The sequence below is a fragment of the Trichothermofontia sp. genome, assembly GCF_053493415.1.
The window spans coordinates 1-22,452 of record NZ_JBRCAD010000060.1 but is presented as its reverse complement, the minus strand read 5'-3'; the positions used below and the strand labels follow the sequence as shown (position 1 = coordinate 22,452).

At 54.2% G+C, this 22,452-nt stretch carries 18 protein-coding genes; 12 read left to right on the top strand and 6 right to left on the bottom strand.

Annotated elements, in window-relative coordinates; translation table 11 throughout:
• The first annotated feature begins 200 nt into the window (after positions 1 to 200).
• Complete coding sequence (locus tag ACWIUF_RS05335; protein ID WP_448571233.1) at positions 201 to 401, top strand: hypothetical protein; 201 nt, start codon at positions 201 to 203, stop codon at positions 399 to 401.
• Here ACWIUF_RS05335 and ACWIUF_RS05330 read toward each other — a convergent pair.
• On the bottom strand, positions 398 to 634 hold the full coding sequence (locus ACWIUF_RS05330) for an SWIM zinc finger family protein (protein WP_448571231.1): 237 nt from the start codon (positions 632 to 634) through the stop codon (positions 398 to 400). The genes ACWIUF_RS05335 and ACWIUF_RS05330 overlap by 4 nt on opposite strands.
• Before the next feature lie 199 nt (positions 635 to 833).
• Here ACWIUF_RS05330 and ACWIUF_RS05325 point away from each other — a divergent pair, with 199 nt between their 5' ends.
• Both ACWIUF_RS05325 and ACWIUF_RS05320 read left to right on the top strand, forming a co-directional pair.
• Positions 834 to 1,145: a carbon dioxide-concentrating mechanism protein CcmK gene (locus ACWIUF_RS05325; protein WP_448571229.1), complete on the top strand. Its 312-nt coding sequence runs from the start codon at positions 834 to 836 to the stop codon at positions 1,143 to 1,145.
• A 270-nt stretch (positions 1,146 to 1,415) separates the two neighbouring features.
• Positions 1,416 to 1,757 (top strand): carbon dioxide-concentrating mechanism protein CcmK, encoded by a 342-nt coding sequence (locus ACWIUF_RS05320; RefSeq protein WP_448571228.1) that lies wholly within the window; start codon positions 1,416 to 1,418, stop codon positions 1,755 to 1,757.
• Positions 1,758 to 1,886: 129 nt separating this feature from the next.
• Here ACWIUF_RS05320 and purB read toward each other — a convergent pair whose 3' ends face one another.
• Positions 1,887 to 3,182, bottom strand: a complete 1,296-nt coding sequence (gene purB, locus ACWIUF_RS05315; RefSeq protein WP_448571226.1) for an adenylosuccinate lyase — start codon at positions 3,180 to 3,182, stop codon at positions 1,887 to 1,889.
• Between the two features lie 165 nt (positions 3,183 to 3,347).
• Complete coding sequence (locus ACWIUF_RS05310) at positions 3,348 to 4,715, bottom strand: glutamate-5-semialdehyde dehydrogenase (RefSeq protein ID WP_448571225.1); 1,368 nt, start codon at positions 4,713 to 4,715, stop codon at positions 3,348 to 3,350.
• A gap of 229 nt (positions 4,716 to 4,944) precedes the next feature.
• Between ACWIUF_RS05310 and ACWIUF_RS05305 the strand changes: the two genes are divergently transcribed.
• Both ACWIUF_RS05305 and pcrA read left to right on the top strand, forming a co-directional pair.
• Positions 4,945 to 5,070 (top strand): hypothetical protein, encoded by a 126-nt coding sequence (locus ACWIUF_RS05305; protein ID WP_448571224.1) that lies wholly within the window; start codon positions 4,945 to 4,947, stop codon positions 5,068 to 5,070.
• A gap of 203 nt (positions 5,071 to 5,273) precedes the next feature.
• On the top strand, positions 5,274 to 7,679 hold the full coding sequence (pcrA, locus tag ACWIUF_RS05300; protein WP_448571223.1) for a DNA helicase PcrA: 2,406 nt from the start codon (positions 5,274 to 5,276) through the stop codon (positions 7,677 to 7,679).
• A 4-nt stretch (positions 7,680 to 7,683) separates the two neighbouring features.
• Here pcrA and ACWIUF_RS05295 read toward each other — a convergent pair whose 3' ends face one another.
• From ACWIUF_RS05295 to ACWIUF_RS05285, 3 genes are all read right to left on the bottom strand, one after another.
• Positions 7,684 to 9,144, bottom strand: a complete 1,461-nt coding sequence (locus ACWIUF_RS05295) for an adenylate/guanylate cyclase domain-containing protein (RefSeq protein ID WP_448571222.1) — start codon at positions 9,142 to 9,144, stop codon at positions 7,684 to 7,686.
• 72 nt (positions 9,145 to 9,216) lie between these two features.
• On the bottom strand, positions 9,217 to 10,242 hold the full coding sequence (locus tag ACWIUF_RS05290) for a diguanylate cyclase (protein WP_448571221.1): 1,026 nt from the start codon (positions 10,240 to 10,242) through the stop codon (positions 9,217 to 9,219).
• Entirely contained in the window at positions 10,223 to 13,756 is a 3,534-nt protein-coding gene (locus tag ACWIUF_RS05285; RefSeq protein WP_448571220.1) for a response regulator, read from the bottom strand. Before ACWIUF_RS05285 ends, ACWIUF_RS05290 begins: the two co-directional genes overlap by 20 nt.
• A 378-nt stretch (positions 13,757 to 14,134) precedes the next feature.
• Here ACWIUF_RS05285 and xth point away from each other — a divergent pair, with 378 nt between their 5' ends.
• From xth to ldpA, 7 genes are all read left to right on the top strand, one after another.
• Positions 14,135 to 14,941, top strand: coding sequence for an exodeoxyribonuclease III (xth, locus tag ACWIUF_RS05280; RefSeq protein WP_448571219.1), 807 nt, complete (start codon positions 14,135 to 14,137; stop codon positions 14,939 to 14,941).
• A 398-nt stretch (positions 14,942 to 15,339) separates the two neighbouring features.
• A complete protein-coding gene (locus ACWIUF_RS05275; RefSeq protein WP_448571218.1) occupies positions 15,340 to 15,609 on the top strand; it encodes a YciI family protein in 270 nt (89 codons plus the stop codon).
• Between the two features lie 518 nt (positions 15,610 to 16,127).
• Positions 16,128 to 18,596, top strand: a complete 2,469-nt coding sequence (locus tag ACWIUF_RS05270; protein WP_448571217.1) for an ATP-dependent Clp protease ATP-binding subunit — start codon at positions 16,128 to 16,130, stop codon at positions 18,594 to 18,596.
• Between the two features lie 474 nt (positions 18,597 to 19,070).
• A complete protein-coding gene (locus tag ACWIUF_RS05265; RefSeq protein WP_448571216.1) occupies positions 19,071 to 19,478 on the top strand; it encodes an SHOCT domain-containing protein in 408 nt (135 codons plus the stop codon).
• Between the two features lie 30 nt (positions 19,479 to 19,508).
• Positions 19,509 to 20,075: a ComEA family DNA-binding protein gene (locus ACWIUF_RS05260; protein ID WP_448571215.1), complete on the top strand. Its 567-nt coding sequence runs from the start codon at positions 19,509 to 19,511 to the stop codon at positions 20,073 to 20,075.
• 145 nt (positions 20,076 to 20,220) lie between these two features.
• Positions 20,221 to 21,099: an Rpn family recombination-promoting nuclease/putative transposase gene (locus ACWIUF_RS05255; RefSeq protein ID WP_448571214.1), complete on the top strand. Its 879-nt coding sequence runs from the start codon at positions 20,221 to 20,223 to the stop codon at positions 21,097 to 21,099.
• A gap of 188 nt (positions 21,100 to 21,287) precedes the next feature.
• Positions 21,288 to 22,452 (top strand): circadian clock protein LdpA (gene ldpA, locus ACWIUF_RS05250; protein ID WP_448571213.1); only part of this gene is annotated, 1,165 nt, incomplete at its 3' end.

Below are 22,452 nucleotides of genomic sequence, written 5' to 3'. Positions count from 1 at the left end.
CCCTTATCTCCCCCAACCCCCTAGGATTCGTCAATCCGCAAATCTTCATATAAACTTGTCCGATCGCGTGGCGAATCAGACACTTTTCTCAGTGGTTTCCGCGATAAACTAATGTCATTATCAGGTTGGTGTTCGATGGATCGCGATCGCCCACTTGGGGGGTACGATCGCACAATCAGGGAGCATTTATGATTCAAGCTATGGCGCGTAGACAGGATGAAAGTCCGCCGGTTGAGCAGCTCATTCAGCAGGCCCAGGCATTGGGTCGCATTAGTCGCGGTGAACATCGACAATTAACCTCTGCCCTCTTGTGTAATCCATCCCTCTCACCGGAGGAGCGCCGCCAAATCAATCTCCTGCTGGATGCTGTGCGCATGGGTCGCCTCAAGCTGGTGAGTTAAACACAGTTAGTCAAACGCGAGTATGCTTGGGCGTCGTTGCCGCTTGGGTGTATCCCACGTTTGCTGCCCTCATCGGTGTGGGTGCCATAGACTTTAGCCGTGATGCGATCACCGTACTGGGCCAAGGCATGGACCCGCCCCTCTTCAAAGTAATTAACACCGCGTTGAAAAGAGCGATCGCCCGCCAGATCCCGTAAAGAGCCTTCATCTAATCGCTCACTGAGCGTTGTCATCGTCGGGGCCTCCCAGAAGCGAGCGGCAGGAGTGGGTATCAGATAGGCGTCTGGCTCAATTGTTGCATTTCGTTGCGGTTCCCCAGGCTGAATTAGATTTTTCTTAACAGCCCTCTTAGGAATCCTCATCTCTTTTCGATCGGGGAGTATGTCAAAATGGGAAGCATTGAGAATCGGTAATGCTGCTAGGAGACGATCGATGCCAATTGCGGTGGGAGTGATTGAAACGCAAGGATTTCCGACGGTCCTCGCTGCCGCTGATGCAATGGTGAAGGCTGGGCGGGTGACCTTGGTGGTTTACGATCGTTCCGAAAGTGGGCGTCAATTTGTGGCGGTCCGTGGTCCGGTTTCCGAGGTCAACCAGGCGGTAGCGGCGGGCATTGCCGCCGGCAATCAACTACCGGGGGAAGGCAAGGTCATTACGCACTATATTGTGCCCAATCCACCTGAAAATATTGAAACTGTCTTACCGATCGACTTCACTGAAGCCAGCCTTCCCTTTCGGGTTTAGGGCTTCATTTGTGTAAGTTTTCTAATCGGAATTATAGCCTTTCCTTATCGATAAATCTGTGTTTTCTGGGGAGTACTCGGTGCCTTTCTCATAGGTATTGATCCTTGGCTGTGTTCCCCCGTAATTCCGGGATAGGAAGCAAGTCACTGGTGCCGAATACATTTTGCCCAATGCCCACAAAAATTCATATCAGAAATTGCCTGAATATTCGTACAATTAGGATTGGACGATCGCTACTAATCATCGCTATCTAGACAGGGAGTTAGGAAGATGCCAGAGGCCGTTGGATCACTTGAGACAAGAGGGTTTCCCCCCGTATTAGCGGCAGCAGATGCAATGGTCAAGGCAGGCCGAGTGACGCTGGTGGGATATCTACGGGCGGGCAGTGCCCGGTTTACGATCAATATTCGCGGTGATGTTTCGGAAGTCAAGGCCGCGATGGAAGCTGGGGTTGAAGCCGCTAAAAATACCCCCGGTGGTGTCTTGGAAACCTGGGTGATTATTCCCCGGCCCCATGAGAATGTAGTGGCGGTGTTGCCGATCGACTTTAACGAAGAAGTGGAACCCTATCGACAGGCGGTGGAAACCGTGCGTCTAATTCCAGGTCGATAAACTAGGACAACCACCAAGACACTAAGTACACCAAGGGGCACTAAGAACCTCGTGTTGCTTTGTGTCCTTTGCGCTTTGGTGGTTAGATGGCGTTACTGGTGAGCGCAAGATTTGTATTTTTCAAGCTGTCTAAATATTCAACCGCTCATACACCTGCTCAAGATGGCGTAGATGGTATTGCGGATCGAAACAATCGGTAATCTCCTCAGGGGTTAAGTGTTGTGTCACCTGGGGATGGGCCTGGATCAAGGCTTGGAAATTCCCATCTGGCGTATTCCAGGCTTGGTGGGCACAGGACTGGACGATCGCATACGCCTCCTCTCGCGATAACCCTTTTTCCACTAGCGCCAACAACACTCGCTGACTGAACACCACTCCCCCATAGCAGTTCAAATTGCGCTGCATATTGTCGGGATACACCAGCAACGTATTCACCAGATCGGTCATTTCCACTAACATGAAGTGGGCCAGGATGCAGCAGTCGGGCAGCATCACCCGCTCCACCGAACTGTGGGAAATATCCCGCTCATGCCACAGGGCCACATTTTCCAAGGCGGCGATCGCATGGCCCCGGAGAATCCGCGCCACCCCGGTCAAGCGTTCCGATCGAATCGGATTGCGTTTATGGGGCATGGCTGAGGACCCCTTTTGGCCCTTGGCAAAAAACTCTTCCACTTCCAGGACATCCGTCCGTTGCAGGTTACGGATTTCCACCGCAAAGCGCTCGATTGAGGCCCCTAGGAGAGCCAGTGCTTGCACATAGTTGGCATGACGATCGCGAGACACCACCTGGGTTGAGGCGGTATCCGGCGTTAACCCTAACTTTTGACAGGCTAGTGCTTCCACCTTGGGATCAATATTGGCATAGGTCCCCACGGCTCCAGAGATTTTACCCACGGCAATTTCCTGGGCAATAGCGGTGAGACGATCGCGGTGGCGCAACATTTCCGCTAACCATCCGGCTAGCTTAAACCCAAAGGTAATCGGTTCGGCATGAATGCCGTGGGAACGACCGATCATGACCGTGTGGCGATGCTGTTGGGCCTGGTGACGAATCGCCTGGATCAAACATTCCAACTGGGCTAAAATCACATCCAGACTGGCCACCAGTTGCAGCGCTAGACCCGTGTCCAACACATCGGAACTGGTCAAGCCCAGATGAATATAGCGCCCTGCCTCGCCCACATATTCATTGACATTGGTCAGGAAGGCAATCACATCATGGCGAACCTCAGCCTCGATCGCCAGTATTCGCTGCGGGTCAAAGTCCGCCTTTTCCCGAATGATGGCTACCGCTTCTGCCGGAATATACCCCAGTTCAGCCTGGGCTTCACACACGGCGATTTCTACCTGTAACCAGGTCTTGTACTTATAGGTGTCAGTCCAAAGTTCGCCCAGGGCGGGCAGGGTATAACGCTCGATCAAGGCTGTGATGCCCAATACAACCGCTTTATTGTAGCCACTTGTGGCCCCTCTCGATCCGCCGCTGCAAAATTTTTCCTGGTTTTGGGAGCGGCTGCGATCGCGCCGATGCCCTCGCCAAGGGCGAGGGTACGGTGATGCGCCCTTGGTCCAGTGCCCTCGCCCGGGTTATAAATCCTGGTGGTGAAAGGGGCGGGCGTTGGGTCCCACATAGGTTGCACACAGGTGACCGTTCCCCACCAGTTGGTATTTGTAGGTCACCAATCCCTCTAGGCCCACGGGTCCTCTCGGTGGTAGCTTTTGGGTACTAATCCCTACTTCAGCGCCAAAACCATAGCGAAAGCCATCGGCAAAGCGGGTCGAGCAATTATGAAAAACTCCGGCTGCATCGACTTGGGCTATAAAGTCCTGGGCTGTTTGGGAATTACGGGTGACGATCGCTTCCGTATGGCGCGAGCCATAGGTATTGATGTGATCGATCGCTGCGGTGAGGTTGGGGACCACCTTAATCGCCAGAATTAAGTCGCTATATTCCGTGGCCCAATCTGTTTCAGTGGCGTCTACAAGGGAGGCCGTGAGAACCCTATTCCCTAGGACTTGGCGGCTGGCGCTGTCTACCCGTACCTCAACGCCTCTGGCTTGCAGCGCCGGTACCACCAGGGGCAGAAAATCCGCCGCGATTGCCGCATGGACCAGCAAGGTTTCAATCGCGTTACACGCTGCCGGGTACTGCACCTTCGCATCCACCGCGATCGCCACTGCCTGGTCGAGATCCGCTTCGGCATCAATGTAAAGGTGACAAATGCCATCGGCATGGCCCAGGACCGGAATGCGGGTGTTCTCCTGGACGAACCGGACAAAACTATTGGAGCCACGGGGAATAATCAAATCTACCCAGCGATCGAGTTTGAGCAATTCCAAGGTTTCGGCACGGGTGGTCAACAGCAGTACCGCCTGGGGATTGATCGAGGTTTGGGCTAAGCCCTGTTGGATAGCGGTTACCAAGGCTGTGCAGGAGCGCACGGCTTCCTGGCCCCCCTTGAGGATGACGCCGTTACCCGACTTAATGGCCAGGGAGGCAATCTGGATGACGGCATCGGGACGGGCTTCAAAAATAACCCCCAGTACCCCCAGCGGGCAAGTATAGCGTTGCAGGATCAGGCCTGTGTCCAGTTGCCGGTGAATCTGGATGGCCCCCAGCGGGTCCGGTAATTGGGCGACATCCCGTACCCCCGCGATCGCTGCTTGCAGTTTGGTTGCATCTAATTTCAGACGGGCATAGAGGGCTGAGCTAATCCCAGCGGCTTGGGCGGCCTCACAATCGGCCTGGTTTGCTGCCAAAATTTGGGGGGTTGCGGCCTCAAGGGCCGCTGCGATCGCCAAAACGGCAGCCTGACGTTCCTGCGTTGAGCTTTGGGCTAACTGGCGGGCGGCCTGACGGGTTTGCTGGGCTAGGGCCGGTAGGGATAGGCTAACGGGGGTGTCATTGGCCCGATCGGTGCGATTAGCGTTGGCAGGTGAGAGCGAAGCAGTCATGGCAAGGGCAGTCGGCAACGGCGGCTTATTAAGCAGCAGTCTAACAAAAAAGCGTCCCTAGCCGACTGGCCATAGATTCGTCGGGTAGCTCAGGATAGGGGGGCAGTACGGATACCCCTTGGCACCAAAGGCAACGAATGCGACAGGGGTGTACAGTGGTTCTTTGTGAAAAGGTTAAGGTATCGTATTCTACTAGATCATTTTTCTGCCACGTTCAGTGGAGGAGTGTATGACCAAAAAATTACTGACCTTGCTTGTTCTATTGAGTCTGACCGCACCCCTGGCAGCCTGCGGTGGCGGGGGGGGTGGGGGTGAAGCTAGCCCTAGCCCTTCGCCTGCTGAGTCGCCCCAATAGCTTGGTCTTGTTGGTTTTTGACGCATAAAGCTGATTTTCAGGTCCCGTCATTTGGTATCGATCGGGGCCTGAATTTTTTGTGTTTTCCGGGTCCGGTCTATTGGCGTGCTGTGAGGGAAGCGGTAGAGTTGGGAAGAACCTGTTTCCTTGTCTGACCGTCCTTCGACGCTGCGTTCGTGAAGCGTCTCCGTAGGAGAATCGCCATGAGTCAAGTTGATTTTTTCCACCACCTCAACCCTTCCCAACGACAAGCAGTTGAGCATTTTTGCGGTCCCCTATTAGTTGTCGCTGGTGCTGGATCAGGCAAAACCCGTGCGTTGTCCTACCGGATTGTGAACCTGGTCCTTACCCATCGCGTTGATCCGGAAAATATTTTGGCGGTTACCTTTACCAATAAGGCCGCCCGCGAAATGAAGGATCGGATTGAAACTCTATTCGCGACGCAACAGGCCCAAGCTCGCTATGGCCAGCCCCTCTCAACCCTCGCCCCAGAGGCCCAAACCCAACTGCGATCGCAGGTCTATCGCAACATTATTAAGGATCTGTGGATTGGGACCTTCCATGCCCTGTGTGCCCGTATTTTGCGATTAGATATTGAGAAATATGAAAGTACGGAAGGACACCGTTGGGAGCGATCGTTTTCTATTTTTGATGAGTCCGATGCTCAAAGTTTGGTCAAGGAAATCGTCAAGGAAAAAGATCTGGACGATAAGAAATACGATCCACGATCGCTACGATTTGCGATTAGCAATGCCAAAAATCGGGACCTCTCGCCCAGACAGTTTGAACAAGAGCAGCCCAATTTACGCGGTCGTATCATCGCTGAAGTCTATGCCACCTACCAAAATCGACTGGCGGCAAATAATGCCCTAGACTTTGATGATTTGATCTGGATTCCTGTGCAACTGTTTCGCCAGAATGAATCGGTATTAGGCTATTGGCATCATCGCTTTCAACACATCCTTGTTGACGAATATCAGGATACTAACCGCACCCAGTATGAGTTGATTAAATTACTGGCAACCAACGGGAATGATCCGCAGCAGTTTGATCGACAGCGACGCTCTATTTTCGTAGTGGGGGATGCAGACCAATCCATTTATTCCTTTCGAGCGGCTGATTTTAAGATTCTTATGGGTTTCCAGTATGATTTCGGCGATGGTCTGCCCGATGGAGAAACCCGGACGATGATTAAGTTGGAGGAAAATTATCGATCGACGGAAAACATTCTCGAAGTAGCTAATCATTTAATTGAGAAAAATACAGAGCGAATTGACAAAGTCCTGCGTCCAATGCGGAGTTCAGGTGAACCCGTCTTTTGTTATCGCTCGGATAATGAAATTGATGAGGCTCAGTTTGTCATCAATCAAATGCGGGAGTTGCAACAGCAGCACCCAGAACTGAACTGGGGAAGTTTTGCGATTCTTTACCGGACAAATGCCCAATCCCGCGCCTTTGAAGAAGTCCTGGTCCGTGCCGATATTCCCTACACGATCGTTGGGGGCCTCCGCTTCTACGATCGCAAGGAAATTAAGGATGCTCTTGCCTACCTGAAACTCCTGGCCAATCCCTACGATACCGTCAGCCTCATGCGGGTGATCAATACCCCTCGCCGGGGGATCGGGAAATCGACCCTCGATCGCCTGAGTACTGCTGCTCAGGAACTGGGAATGCCCGTCTGGGAGATCCTCAGTGATGACACCTCGGTGAATACTTTGGCCGGGCGATCGGCTAAGTCAGTCAACCAGTTTGCCGCCATCATTCGCTATTGGCGGGAACAGATTGATGTGCTCCCTGCCAACCAAATTATCCAGGGGATTATGGAGGACTCTGGCTATGTCCAGGATCTGAAAGCTCAAGGCACCGAAGAAGCCGAAGAACGCTTACAAAATGTGCTGGAACTTTATAATGCTGTCCTGCAATTTGAGGAAGAAAACGAAGACCCCAACTTAATCAATTTCCTCGCCAGTGCAGCGCTGTCCTCGGATTTAGATAACCTGGGTGAAGGCCAAACGGCTGTTTCTCTGATGACGCTCCATTCCTCCAAGGGATTAGAATTTCCCGTGGTCTTTTTAGTGGGGCTAGAGCAGGGACTCTTTCCCAATTATCGATCGCTCAATGATCCGGCGGCCTTAGAAGAAGAACGCCGTCTCTGCTACGTGGGGATTACCCGTGCCCAGGAACGCTTGTTCATCAGCCATGCCCAGGAACGTCGCCTCTGGGGTGCCCGTGAGCTGGCGGTGCCCTCCCTGTTTTTGGGGGAACTGCCACGGGAACGGTTAAGCACAAATCTCCCCAGTGCGATTCCCAGTTATCCCAGCCAACGGGTGAATTCCCCACGGGCAGCCACCCTGACCCCTGGTTACGCCCCGACAGTTCGCCCCAGCCAGCCAACCGGGACGACAGCCAGTGCTAGCCCGCGTACTCGGGTATCGCCCGAATCTTGGTGCGTCGGCGATCGCCTGGTCCACACGACTTTTGGCCCTGGTCAGGTCACCCATGTGTTTGGCAGTGGTAAAAAAATATCGATCGCCGTTAAATTTCCCAACATTGGTCAAAAAATTCTCGACCCAAACCTGGCCCCCCTGCAACGGGTGAATGAAGCCTAGGGCCTTAAATTTGCTCAGCCCGATCGCACAACCAATAGGTCTGCATTTTGCCCTTACCCTTAATCAAAATTTCTCCCCGTGGTGTCAAATGATAGGTATGGCGCAGTCGTTGATAAACCGTCTCCGTTACCTGAATTTTGCCCGGTTCGCCCTGGGATTCCATGCGACTGGCCACATTCACCGCATCGCCCCAAAGATCATAAATAAACTTACTGGTGCCAATCACTCCCGCAATGACTGGCCCATGATTGATGCCAATGCGTAAGCTTAAGGGAGCGCCATCTTGACGCTGAAATTGGGTGATTTCCCTTTGCATATCCAGCGCTAGATCGGCGATCGCGGCCAGGGCACCGGGGCGAGGGATGGGCACCCCCCCTACCGCCATATAGGCATCACCAATGGTTTTGATTTTTTCTAGCCCATGTTGTTCCACTAACCGATCAAAAACGGAAAAAACATCATTAAGTAATTGTACTAATTGGGTGGGTTCCAGGGTAGCCGCTAGGCCCGTAAAATCGACAATATCGGCAAATAAAATAGTTGCATTGGTAAAACTATCGGCGATCGTTTGGGCATCCCGCTTTAGCCGTTCAGCGATCGGTTGGGGCAAAATGTTTAACAATAGCAATTCTGCCTTGCGACGTTGATAACGTAGCTCAGCTTCCGTTTGCTTGCGTTCAGTAATATCTTGAATCGTCCCCTCATAATACAAAAGTTGGCCATCCTGATCTCGTACTGTGCGCATATTTTCCGATATCCAAATCTTACTGCCATCTTTGCGGTAAATTTGTGATTCAAAATCGGAGACGGTTTCATATCGTTTCATATAGGCAATAAACTCGGCACGGCGCTGGGGTTCGACATAGAGTTGCTGAATATCCGTGACCGTATTGATTAATTCCGCGATCGAGGCATAGCCCAACAGACGCGCTAGAGCAGAATTGGCACTGATAAATTGGCCAGATGGACTCGTCTGACAGATGCCATTAACTGCATTCTCGACGATACTACGATACTTTTCCTCAGCAACTTCCCGATCGCGAATTTCCTTCTGTAATTGTTTTTGTAAATGCTGAATCGTGATTTGTTTATCCACTCGCGCCAGAACCTCTTCCACATGGAAGGGTTTGGTAATATAATCAACTCCACCCACTTGAAACCCCTTAATCTTATCGGCTACCTCGTCCAGGGCACTAATGAAAATAACTGGTATTTCACGTGTCTTGGGATCATTTTTAAGTCGTTTGCATACCTCATACCCATTCATTTGGGGCATATTAACATCAAGAAGAATTAAATCCGGTGGAGCTGCCTGGATACCCATTAGCGCCATTTTGCCACTAATCACACTGCGAACTTCATAACCTTTCTCGGTTAGCATTGTTGCCAATAATCGCAGGTTATTCGGTGTATCATCAACAACGAGGATATCCCCTCTATGCACTTCGGCTGGATGGCTACTCATGGTTCTACCTTTACTATCAGAGTGATTATTTTTCTGTGACGATAATTGTCAGCGATCGCTCACCTTTACCCCTCAGGAGAAAAGCAACCCAGTTGTTTTTAGCATGACGCAATTACGGCCTTGTGCCTTAGCGGCATAGAGGGCAGTATCGGCAACCTTGATCAGGTTTTCCGGATTTTCAGCCCGATCGGGGATCACCGTTGAAACACCGAGACTTACTGTAACGTAACCCGTTTCCGAGGCGTATTCATGCTTAATTTTTAAATCTTGGATCGCCGCTAGAACTGCTGTCGCCACTTCAAAAGCGCCTGCCGCATCCGTGTAGGGAAGCAGGAGAATAAACTCTTCCCCGCCATAGCGACCGACGAGATCTGGGCCTCGTTTTAGGGTCGATCGAATCACCTGGGCAATTTGACGTAAACACTCATCTCCTGCCAGGTGACCATAGGTATCATTAAAGGTTTTGAAATGATCAACATCACACAAAATTAAGGAAAGCGGTTGCTTTGCATCTGCCAGGATTTCCCACTGCTCTTGAAGATACTGATAAAAGAAACGACGATTGACCACCTGGGTTAACTCATCAGTAATAGCTAAGTGTTGAAGCTTTTGGTTGGCGACTTGCAGGGCCATTTCTGCCCGTTGATGCTCTTGAATTTCCCGCTGAAGTTGTTTATTCTGCTCCTTGAGCAACCGTTGCAAGCGTCGCAAGGTAAGTTGATTCTCGACTCGTGCCAAAACCTCCTCCAGTTGGAAGGGCTTGGTGATGTAGTCCACACCGCCTATCGTAAAAGCTCTGACCTTATCAATCACGTCATCTAGAGCACTGATAAAGATGATTGGAATATCAGCAGTTTGTTCATCTCTCTTTAACTGTTGGCAGACCTCATACCCATTCATTTGCGGCATATTGATATCTAACAAAATGAGATCGGGTGGCTCGGCCCGTACCCCCATCAACGCCATTTGGCCATTGATCACACTACGCACCTCATATCCCTGACGACTCAGTATATTAGATAGGAGACGCAGATTATCCGGCGTATCATCAACCAGCAGAATATTGCCTTTGGCATGCTCAAGAAGTTGATTTTCCATGCGGCTGCGCCATAGTACTAAGGTCGATAATTTGATCGAAACGGAAATTATCAACCATTTCCGTCAAAACTTGGGCTAGGGCGGCTTGTTCAGGGGGGACGGCTTCGATCAACTTCATCAGTTTCCGGGCGTTCACCTGCATCGCGGCTTGCCGAAGTGACTCAATCCAGGTGTTCGGCATGGTTTGCAAGCATTCCCGCGTTGATTGGGCGGCTAAGCTCGGCGTGGCCTGGGAGGCTGGGCTGGCGGATTCAAGGCTGACTTCCTCATCAGGCAGTGATGCGGTGGTTTCAAAGAACTGCACCCCTAGGTGTTGGTGAAGTTTTTCTAACACCGTTGCTCGGCGGAAGGGTTTGCGGATGAGATCATCACAGCCTGCGGCAAGGGCTTGAGTGTGCTCATCACTAAAGGCACTTGCGGTTAAGGCAATGATTTTGGTAGCCGGGGGGCGCGGGGGCGCGACGCAGGTAGCAGTTGCCGGATGCGGGTCTTGGCTCATCGGGGTCGCATGGGGCTGATGTTGCTGTCGCTGTTCGCGACGGCGGATGCGCTGCGTCACTTCATAGCCACTCATATCTGGCATTCGCACGTCCATCCAAATCAGATGGGGATGCCAATGCTGCCAGCGCCCGATCGCCTCCTCACCGTTAATCGCTTCTCGCACCTCAAACCCTAGTTCGTCTAGCAACTTCACCAGTAGTTTACGGCTTTCCCAATGATCGTCTACGACCAACATCCGATAGCAGCGTTCCTCGGCGGAGAGAGTAACCCGTGCCTCCTGGGTACGGACCAGGGGACGTTCGATGGGAAGAGCTGTGGCCTCAGTGACAGAGACGGGGATATAGAAATAGAAGCAACTGCCTTGACCCAGTTGACTCTGGACGCTGATTTCCCCCCCCATTAGTTGGACAAATTGACGGCTAATGGCCAACCCCAACCCACTGCCCTGCTGCGATCGTCGTCCTGTTTCCGTTTGGACAAACGCATTAAACAGGCTAGCTAACTCCGCAGGCGCAATCCCGTGCCCCGTATCTTCCACCGCAAAGGAAAGATAGTAGGTGACAGGGGAGGGTAAGTCAGGATCGGCGGCAGTCCCGTGGGGATGAACACACACGGCACTGTTTTGGTTGGCTGGGGGGGGACCGAAACTTTGGTATTCTGCCCAAACGCGCAGGACAACCTGTCCCTGTTCCGTAAATTTAATGGCATTGCCCAGCAGGTTGATCAGCACTTGGCGCAGTTTACTTTCATCGGTTTGCACGATCGCGGGCAGGTTAGGATCAATCTGAAAGATAAATTGCAAGCCTTTAGACTCGGCCTTGAGTTGCAACATTTTTTCTAGGCCGTCCAGGAAGCGGTGCAAATTAAAACAGCTTTCATTCAGGGTTAATCGACCCGCTTCAATTTTAGAAAGGTCAAGAATATCATTAATCAGTTCCAAGAGATGTTCGCCACTGCGGCTGATAATCATTAACTCTTCCTTTTGCTCCGCGTTAAGGTGCGGATCATAGGCTAGCAGTTGGGCAAAGCCGAGAATGGCGTTAAGGGGTGTGCGTAGCTCGTGACTCATATTGGCCAGGAAGGTACTCTTGGCCCGATTGGCCGCTTCAGCAGCCTCTTTAGCCTGTTGCAGATCGGTTTCAGTGCGCTTGCGATCGCTGATATCCCGCTCGATCGACAGCAACCGTTTCTTGCCGCCGATCACCGCTGACTTAAGAATGACCTCACTCCAAAAGCGATCGCCATCGGCCCGCTGGCTTTGGCACTCAAACGTACAAATTTCCCCGGCTGGGGCTTTGCGTACCCACGCCAGGAGATCCGCCTGGGCATCGGCAGCGAGCCCCCGATTCAGGTCGTGGAAATGAAGTTGCAGTAATTCTTCCCGGCTAAAGCCATAGAGTTCACAGACGCGCTGGTTAACATCCAGGATTGCCCCGGTCTCAATGTTGTAAACAATAAAACCATCATAGGAGGCTTCAAAAATTTCCCGATAGGTTTGCTCGCTCCGGTGCCGTTCGATCGCCACCTTGGCTAAGTAGGCGACCCGGGGGATGAGATCCTGATCCTTGGAACTGGGGGCATGGGGGTGTTGGTAGTAGAGGGCAAAGGTGCCTAGGACATCCTCATCCGCAGAAAGAAGCGGCATGGCCCAGCAAGCCTGTAACCCCTCGGCTAAGGCGAGGTCGCGCCAGTCAGCCCAGATTGGATCAGTGGCAATGGCCTGGGCAGTAATGGCCCGCTTGTAGTAGGCTGCCGCCCCGGAGGAAGTGGCCTGGGGACCAATGGGCAGGGTGGCGATCGCCTGGGTGAAGGCGGGCGGCAGGCTAGGCGCAACCCCCGCTATAAGTTGGCCCCGATCGGCATCAAACAAATGAAATGAACACCGGGCTTGCTCCGACCACCCCTCAATGAATTCAGCTAGGGCCGCAAAGACCGTCGTCAGGGGCACCCCCTGGGCGATCATTTCCAAAATGTGGTTATGCCCCTTCAGAATGGCATCCATCCGCTGGCGTTCACGGATTTCCTGTTGCAGTTGCAGGTTTTGTTGATCCAGTTCTAGGCGTTGGCGTTTTTCCTGGTCTAACAGTTGAGCCTGGGCGATCGCAATCCCCACCTGGGCCGCAACCGATTCCAACAGTTCAATCTCCTCCGCACGCCAGAGGCGTTCACGATTACACTGGTGTACCCCAATCATGCCGTTGGCATCACCCTTGTAAGAGGTCCGCACCGTCAGCAAGGATTTCAGAGCCATCGGCCTGTAGACACTGGCCACTTGCTGTAGCAGCGGGTCTGTCTCCACTTGAGCTGCCGCGATCGCCTGATCGTGGGCCAAAACTGCTTCGACATAGGGATTATCCCGCAGGGGGATAGACCAGCCCATTGCCGAGGGAATATCCGGTTCCAGGTACTCGGCGACGGGCATAATCGGCGGGAAGAGGTGGGCACTATAGGCGTGAATAAGGCAGCGATTCACCTGGAGGGCTTGGCCAATTTGCACGACCGCCGTTTGGAAGATTTGGTCAATATCCAGGCTTTGCCGAATTTCCTGGGTAATTTGCTTCAGCAGCAGGGTATGGTGAAGTTGACGCTGGAGCGTGGCCTCAACGGCTTGATGGTCATGGACTTCCTGCTGGAGTTGTTGTCCTTGGGTAGCCAGTTGGCGTTCAAGGCGGCGGTAGCCCAACCAGGGGGTTAACCGCGCTCGGACTTCCGCCGCGAGGAAGGGCGCAACCCAATAATCCTGGGCACCGGCAGCAAAGAGGCGCGGTTTGTCCAGCATAGCGAGTGTGTGGCTGGTCACAATCACGGGCAATGTAGCGGTGGGGGCAACCTGCCGTAGGTCCTCGCAGTAACGATAGCCATCTTCCCCCAGACTCGTGAGGTCAATGAGGACGAGATCGGGTTGGAGTGAGGGGATCTGGGCGGGAGCCACCGCTGCTAGGGTCTGTACCGTATGTCCAAGCTCAGTCAAAATTGCGCACAGGTCAGCGAGATAGTCTACTGCCGTTGCCATGACGACTATCGATAGTCTAAAACCATCCAACCTAAAGCCCTCACCTGTTGAGTTCATTAACCTGTTACACGACTCTGATTATGGTCAACTTGGCGGGAAAGTGACTCAACCCAATATCCCTTAGGGTTACCGAGTGTTAATACGGTCTAAACCACTCCCCTGGGGATCGGTTTGAAGGATCACCGTGTTCTTTGAGTATACGCAACCAGGATGGGTATCTCCCAGGGGGGAGGGGGGAGAGCGGCAAGTGACAAGCGGTGTGATGGGGGCAAATGGGAGCAGGGGGAGCGGTTCGACGGGGTGCTTGCCACTGCTAAGATATGCGGGATTGGTATTTGCCGTCCGACGATCGTCCTTTTCTGTACAAATACAGTCGTTATGAGAATCACTACCTGGAATGTTAACTCGGTTCGGACACGGTTAACCCATGTCCTGGACTGGCTACAGACCAATCCCGTGGAGGTGCTTTGTCTCCAGGAGACCAAGGTAACAGATGACCAATTTCCGCGCCAAGCCTTTGAAGCTGCCGGGTATCAGATCTATGTATCCGGTCAAAAAAGCTATAACGGGGTGGCCCTGATCAGCCGATCGCCCCTCACGGAGGTTACGACAGGGTTCATCCCGATTTTAGGCACGGCGATCGACCCCAGCCTGGACGACCAGAAGCGGGTGATCACCGGGATCACGGCGGCGGGGGTGCGGGTGGTGAATCTCTATGTACCGAATGGGGCCGCGATCGGGAGTGAAAAATATCGCTATAAGTTGCACTGGCTGGCAACCCTGCGGGAATATCTCCAAGCCCTGCTGCCCACGTCACCCCAGCTCTGCGTCTGCGGCGACTTTAATATTGCCCCAGAGGATCGAGATATCTATGATCCCACGGATCGGGCGACCCATATTATGGCCTCGGATGCGGAGCGACAGGCCCTCACCGCGCTACTGGCCCTGGGATTGGCCGATGCCTTTCGTAAGTTCACCCCGGAGACGGGCCATTTTAGCTGGTGGGACTATCGGGCGGCCTCATTCCGGCGCAACCACGGTTGGCGGATTGATCACCACTACCTCAGCCCCGACCTGTACGATCGCGCCGTGGCCTGCACGATCGATCGCACCCCGCGCCAATGGGAAAAACCCAGCGATCATGCCCCTGTGACCGTTGAGCTGGCCCTAGCACCGCGCCAATAAGGGCACCCCGAAAAATACCAATTTTCGCAACTGTACCCGCGCAATTATTAAGGGGTTGGGGCAGGCGGCGAAGCTGCCCCAATTAATCGAGGTTCCCTTAAGACGCGGACTGCGACCAGCCCAACCCGCGCGCGCAGTGCCGCCCGGGGAGAAACGGCTGAGTTCCGCTCATTCTGAGTGGGCTGTTGAAGGGATGGGAGCCTATGGGCGACCTGGCAATTGAGGACTGACAGATTACTCTCCAGGCCAGAGGCCCAGCCCAATCTGGCCTGATCATCTACATTTACCCCTACTCCCAAGCAATGGTGGCATTAAGTAGTACGATCGGAAGTCTCTAAGAGACGAAAAATCAGTCAACATATCGACCCCAATCTTTACCGAGAGACAGGACTGAATTTATGCCCAAGTACGTCATGTGGGGAAGCTACTGCGAAAATGTGTTGGAGAAGCGTGTACCCTACCGGCAAGCCCACCTGGAGGGTCTAGCTGCGCAAAAGACAGCGGGAACCCTTATCACCCTGGGACCCACAACCGATTTAACTAAAGTTTTTGGGATCTACGAAGCGGAGAATGAAACCACAGTTCGTCAACTAATTGAGGGTGACCCCTACTGGGTAAATGGCATCTGGACTGAGTATCAAATCTACGAGTGGACCCAGGCATTTTGAGTCAGCTTTCGGAAGGCCAACTGGGGACCCATGTAAAGATTTTGCCGCATTTGGCACCAGGGACTTGCTGAAAGACAGGCTTCGGGGTAGGGTGAGAGGCTGGAGGGCACTATTGATAGCAGTTGCGATACCTGAAAAATAGCGATCGTCGCCTGTTTGCGTGTCCAAATTACCTTGTGTGTCCAAACTCTTTAGAGATCTTCCTGTGTGCCCCTGTGCCAAAGTCGCCCTGATTGGCCCTAGTTCGTACAAGCCGCGTGCCCTGACCTCCCGTTTCATAGCTGTTGTCGAGATGTCATGAAATAATGGTTGGCAGCCGCTCTCCCAGACGTGTCCTGGAGCGGTGTTCAGTCGAGTTAATCCCTGCGGAATTGGGGATCGCTGCGATCGGGGTGGGTTATCCCGTCAGGCAAGGGAGGCAATTACCACTGCTAGGGCTGGTTTCATGGCAACCAGTTGGGTGAGTCTCCTATGCTAGAATCAGCGTACCCGCACGCAGCAGGTGATGGACACACACCATGTTTGAACGCTTCACAGAAAAAGCCATCAAGGTGATCATGCTTGCCCAGGAGGAAGCGCGTCGCCTTGGCCACAATTTTGTTGGTACTGAGCAGATCCTCTTGGGTCTGATTGGCGAAGGAACCGGAGTGGCCGCTAAGGTCCTCAAGTCAATGGGGGTTAATCTTAAGGATGCCCGCATTGAAGTTGAGAAAATTATTGGGCGCGGCTCTGGGTTTGTCGCCGTGGAAATTCCCTTTACGCCACGGGCCAAACGCGTCCTGGAACTCTCCCTCGAAGAAGCCCGCCAATTGGGGCACAACTACATTGGCACTGAGCACTTGCTGTTGGGCCTCATTCGCGAAGGGGAAGGCGTTGCCGCTAGGGTTTTGGAGAATCTGGGGGTTGACCTTTCCAAGGTGCGAACCCAAGTGATTCGGATGCTGGGTGAAACCGCCGAGGTCTCGACGGGGGGTAGCCAAAGCCGCACCAAAACACCTACGCTGGATGAATTTGGCTCTAACCTGACCCAGATGGCCGGGGAAGGCAAACTTGACCCTGTGGTCGGTCGCCAGAAGGAAATCGAACGGGTGATTCAAATCCTGGGCCGACGGACCAAAAATAATCCCGTGCTGATCGGGGAGCCGGGGGTGGGTAAGACCGCGATCGCCGAAGGGCTAGCCCAACGGATTGCGAATGGGGATATCCCCGATATTCTCGAAGACAAGCGCGTCGTCACCCTTGACATTGGCCTGCTGGTCGCGGGGACCAAGTACCGGGGTGAATTTGAAGAGCGGCTCAAGAAGATCATGGATGAGATCCGCTCCGCCTCTAATGTGATCCTGGTGATCGATGAGGTCCATACCCTGATCGGGGCGGGGGCCGCTGAGGGCGCGATCGATGCCGCTAATATTCTCAAACCCGCTCTGGCCCGGGGCGAACTCCAATGTATTGGGGCCACCACCCTGGATGAGTACCGCAAGCACATTGAACGGGATGCTGCCCTGGAACGTCGCTTCCAGCCGGTGATGGTGGGTGAACCGACGGTTGAGGAAACGATCGAAATTCTGCGCGGTTTGCGGGAGCGCTATGAGCAGCACCATAAGCTCAAGATTTCTGATGAAGCCCTGGATGCGGCGGCGAAGCTCTCTGATCGCTATATCTCCGATCGCTACCTGCCCGACAAGGCGATCGACCTGATCGATGAAGCCGGGTCCCGCGTGCGCCTGATCAATTCCCAACTGCCGCCTGCGGCTAAGGAATTGGACAAGGAACTGCGCCAGGTTCTCAAGGATAAGGATGATGCCGTCCGTGCCCAGGACTTTGATCGGGCCGGGGAACTGCGCGATCGGGAGATGGAAATCAAGGCCGAAATCCGGGCGATCGCCCAGAACAAAAAGTCCGAAGTTCGCAGCGAAGATGACTCGCCCGTGGTCACCGAAGAGGACATCGCCCAAATTGTGGCTGCCTGGACCGGGGTGCCGGTGAATAAACTCACCGAATCCGAGTCCGAAAAGCTGCTGCACATGGAAGACACCCTACACCAGCGCATGGTGGGTCAGGAGGAAGCCGTCCGGGCCATCTCCCGTGCTATTCGCCGTGCCCGCGTCGGTCTGAAGAATCCCAACCGTCCGATCGCCAGCTTTATCTTCTCCGGTCCCACGGGGGTGGGTAAGACCGAACTTGCCAAGTCCCTAGCGGCCTACTTCTTTGGCTCTGAGGAAGCCATGATCCGGCTGGATATGTCGGAATACATGGAGCGGCACACGGTCTCAAAGCTGATTGGTTCGCCGCCCGGCTACGTGGGCTACAACGAAGGCGGGCAACTGACGGAAGCGGTACGGCGGCGGCCCTATACCGTGGTCCTGTTTGACGAAATCGAAAAGGCCCACCCGGATGTCTTCAACACCCTGTTGCAAATCCTGGAAGATGGTCGCCTGACCGATGCCAAGGGCCGCACCGTGGACTTCAAGAACACGTTGCTGATCATGACCTCCAACATCGGCTCCAAGGTGATCGAGAAAGGCGGCGGCGGTCTCGGCTTCGAGTTCGAGGACAACCAAGCCGAATCGCAGTACAACCGCATTCGCTCCCTGGTGAACGAGGAACTGAAGCAATACTTCCGGCCCGAATTCCTCAACCGTTTGGATGAGATCATCGTCTTCCGGCAACTCACCAAGGACGAGGTCAAGCAGATCTCCGACATCATGCTGCGCGAAGTCTTCAGCCGTCTCACCGAGAAGGGCATCACCCTAGAAGTCACCGATCGCTTCAAGGAGCGGCTGGTGGAAGAGGGCTATAACCCCAGCTACGGCGCACGGCCTTTACGGCGGGCCATCATGCGCCTACTAGAGGATGTCCTAGCGGAGGAAATCCTGGCGGGTCATGTTCGCGAAGGCGATACGGCCCTCGTGGATGTCGGTGAGGATGGTCAAGTCAAGGTGACCCCCAGCGAACGGCGGGAGTTACTGCCCCAAGCCGCTGATTAGTCGTTCGCACTCACTGACTGTCGCCTGAATCTGCGTGAATAGCTGCGTGATCGGTCGCGATCGGGCAGCTATTTGTTATAGGCACTTCACAAAATTGGGGTGCTTTTTGAGAATAGCCCGGTATACCGTGGTTGATTTTCGCAAGGTTGATTTTCGCAATCAGGCCAGCGAGATCACCCCTCCAACCCCCAGGCTTTACTTGCCCAGACAGGATGAATCAACACCAAGGTATTAGCCGGGTGTGTGGCCGATTGGCGGACGCAATCGGGAAGCCGAAGAACTCTATCGGGCGATGCAGGCGGCTGGCGTCACGGTCGCTGTTGGCTTTGTCCATGCTTACTGTATATCCGCTAGACTGTGAGATATACAGCCGTCCTGGCAGAACGGGGTTTCAGACCCAAATTTTTCGATAAAGAGGTGGCGTTGCGGTGCGATCGGAGTGACGCTGTGTTCGGAAAACCCAGAAATCGTCGAATGGCTACCCTCCTGGCTTTTGCTGGCATCGTGGCCCCGATCGCGGGGATACACAAGTTCTATGTCGGCCAACACGCTTGGGGGGTCATCTACCTGTTGCTCTCCTGGACACCGATCCCCCACATCGCGAGTGCGATCGAAGGCATTTGGTACCTGGTGCAAGATCCGGAGGAATTCGACTATAACTTTAATGCTGACTGGGAGGAGAGCCTACCGGCGGACACGATTCCCCCTGCTAAACGTCGCCTGAAAACCCCGGCTGCGCCACTGGCTGAACCCTTTGACGCCACCCGCATTGGGGCCATCACTGAAGCCGTCCGCCAACTGGACCAACTGCGCCAGGACGGCCTCATCTCCGAATATGAGTTTGAACAAAAGCGCCGCCAACTCCTCGATCGTATTGCCTAACGCTCCCTTGCCACTCGCCACCTGCCAACCGTGACCCTCCCCCGCTGGCTCAACCAAATTACCCAACGTATTGAACTCGACTCGCGGCGTCCCCGTTCCCGTCGGGAGCAGATGCTCCAGGACCCCTATTATCGGTTTCAATCGATCGCGGAAGTACAGGAAGCGGCGGCATTGGGCGTCACGATCGATGTCAATCGGGCGACGGTTGATGATTGGTTACGGCTACCGGGTTTCTCCATTCACCAGGCCAAACTTTTGCACAGCCTCAGCCAGGACGGTGTTCAGTTTCACTGCTTAGAGGATTTGGCGGCGGCCCTCAATGGGTCGGTTGTGCATCTCCAACCCTTGGCCTCAATCCTGCGTTTTTACTACTATGATCCCGATGGCGTCGAGGCGATTCAAACCCTTAATGTAAACCAGGCTTCGATCGCACAACTGACCAAAGTTCCGGGGGTTGATCTGTTTTTAGCGCGGGCGATGGTTGAGCAGCGATCGGCCCACGGTCCTTATCGTAACCTGGTGGATCTGCAACGGCGGTTAAACCTACCGGCCACGCTCACGGCAGAATTGATGCATTACCTGCGCTTTTCCGGTTAGCGAGTAGAGTCTGCCTCCTGGTGGACATTGGATTGGGACTGAGCGAGGAGTATTTCCCGCGTCACAACTGATCGGTTGGGGGCAGCCAATCGCGATCGCCAGCCGTGGGCTAGACTGAGGCAGATGGCGCCATCAAGCCCGCCCCATGTCCTTTGATAATCTCTGCAAACTTCTGGCCGAAAAACACCCCGATCGGATTGCCGCTTGGATTCTTGGTGAAGCACCGCAGTCAGTGACAGTGCTTAAAACCGAGTTAAGCATCGAACCCCTCCGCGCCGATTCAGTCGTCCTGCTCCGGACGCAGAATCGCATCTTGCATCTGGAGTTCCAAACCCTGCTCCAGTCCGATCCTCCCTTGCCCCTGCGGATGTTGGACTATTGGGTGCGCCTCTACCGGCTCTATCGGTTACCGATTACCCAAGTCGTGGTTTTACTCTTACCACCCCCCGCCGACACGGTTATCGAAACCTGCTTTGCCCTAGAAGGGACAGTACATCATTACCAAGTGCTACGCCTTTGGGAGCAAGACCCACAGCCCTTACTGGCCGATCCAGCCCTGTTGCCCTTTGCGTCGCTGGTGAGTATGCCAGAGCCAGAGCAATGGTTAGTACAGATTGCACAACGGGTCCGTCAGCTAGAATCGGAGCAGGAGCGTCAGCAGATCTCGGCCTACGTGCAATTATTAGCGGGCTTAAAATTCAACAAGAGGTTCATCCATCAGATTTTCCGGGAGGGGATTATGCGCGAATCGGTGATCTATCAAGAGATTTTCCAACAGGGTGAACTCAAGGGCCGCCAAGAAGGTGAACTCAAGGGTCGCCAAGAAGGTCGCCAAGAGGGTGAACGCACACTAACCTTGCGCTTAGTCAACCGTCGGTTGGGTCCGCTTTCCCCCCGTCTGACCCAGCGGTTAACTGAATTATCGATCGTGCAACTAGAGTCCCTCGCCGAAGCGCTCTTTGACTTTACGGCCTTGACTGATCTCGAAGCGTGGCTGGACCAACATGCGGGGGAGTCTTCCTAGCCTGGACCTGTTTCCCCTGTCCTCCACTCCCAACGCCTTGCCCCACCGCCGTCAGTCTGGGGGATTTTCTGACGAGATTTTTTGGCTTAAGCAATTGCGCATACTTGCAGCGCGTTGATCCCAGAGGGTAGGATCAGCAGTACTGGGATATCGGGTCATCTATCACGCCGGGAAATTATTATAGAAGGGTGACTGATCTGCACCGTCCTTTACAATCACTCCACGAGGGGCACTGGTTCAAGTTAATTTGCGGAGCCAGCTTCCAACACCTTGCCAGCATTCGCGATTTGACCCTGGCCTATACCTTGGCCGGAGCTGATTGTATTGACGTGGCGGCTGATCCTGCCGTGATCACTGCTGCCCAGGAAGCCATCCAGCTTGCCACACTCCTGAAAACCCATGATTTAAATCCGGCAAAAATCGTTACCCTCGACACCAGGGTCAATCGCGATCGGCGATCGGCGCATCGCCCGTGGCTTATGGTCAGCCTGAATGATGGCGAAGACCCCCACTTCCGCAAAGCCGTTTTCGACCCCGATTGCTGCCCATCCGACTGTACTCGCCCCTGTGAGCGTATCTGTCCTGCCCAGGCGATCGCCTTTCCTGCGCCCCCTGCCCCCCAGGGGGTGATCGCCGATCGCTGCTATGGCTGTGGTCGGTGTTTACCCGTCTGTCCCATCGGTCAGATTATCACTGCATCCACCAGGGTTGATCCGGCCCAGATCTTGTCCCAGATTGTCGCGCTGGGGATTGATGCGATCGAGATCCACACCCAGATCGGTCGGGTTGCGGACTTCCAACGCCTGTGGTCCGCGATCGCCCCCTATGGCCATCACCTAAAACTGATTGCGATTAGCTTTCCCGATGGCGACGACGCGATCGCCTACCTATGGACATTGCATGATCTCATCCGGGAAACCTGGTCCGGTCCCCTGGTCTGGCAAACCGATGGCCGACCCATGAGTGGCGATCTGGGCAAAGGCACCACCCACGCCGCCCTCAAACTGGCGCAAAAAGTTCTGGCGGAGGGGCCTCCCGGTTTTGTGCAACTGGCCGGGGGTACCAACGCCCATACCGTTACCAAGGCGCGCCAACTGGAGCTACTGGCACCGCCCGGCTCAAGCGTGAGTCAGGAACCCGGTTCCCGACGGGCGATCGCCGGGATTGCCTACGGTAGCTATGCCCGCACCCAACTGGCCCAATGGTTAGAAACCGAGTCTTTTCTGGGGCGACTCTCCGGCGGAGACGCGGCACAAACGGGCGTCAGCAACGGGCAATGGCCATTACGGTCCGCTGTCCGAGAAGCCGCAAGGCTGGTTTCCCAACTCAAATCCTTCCTACCCCATCCCCTGG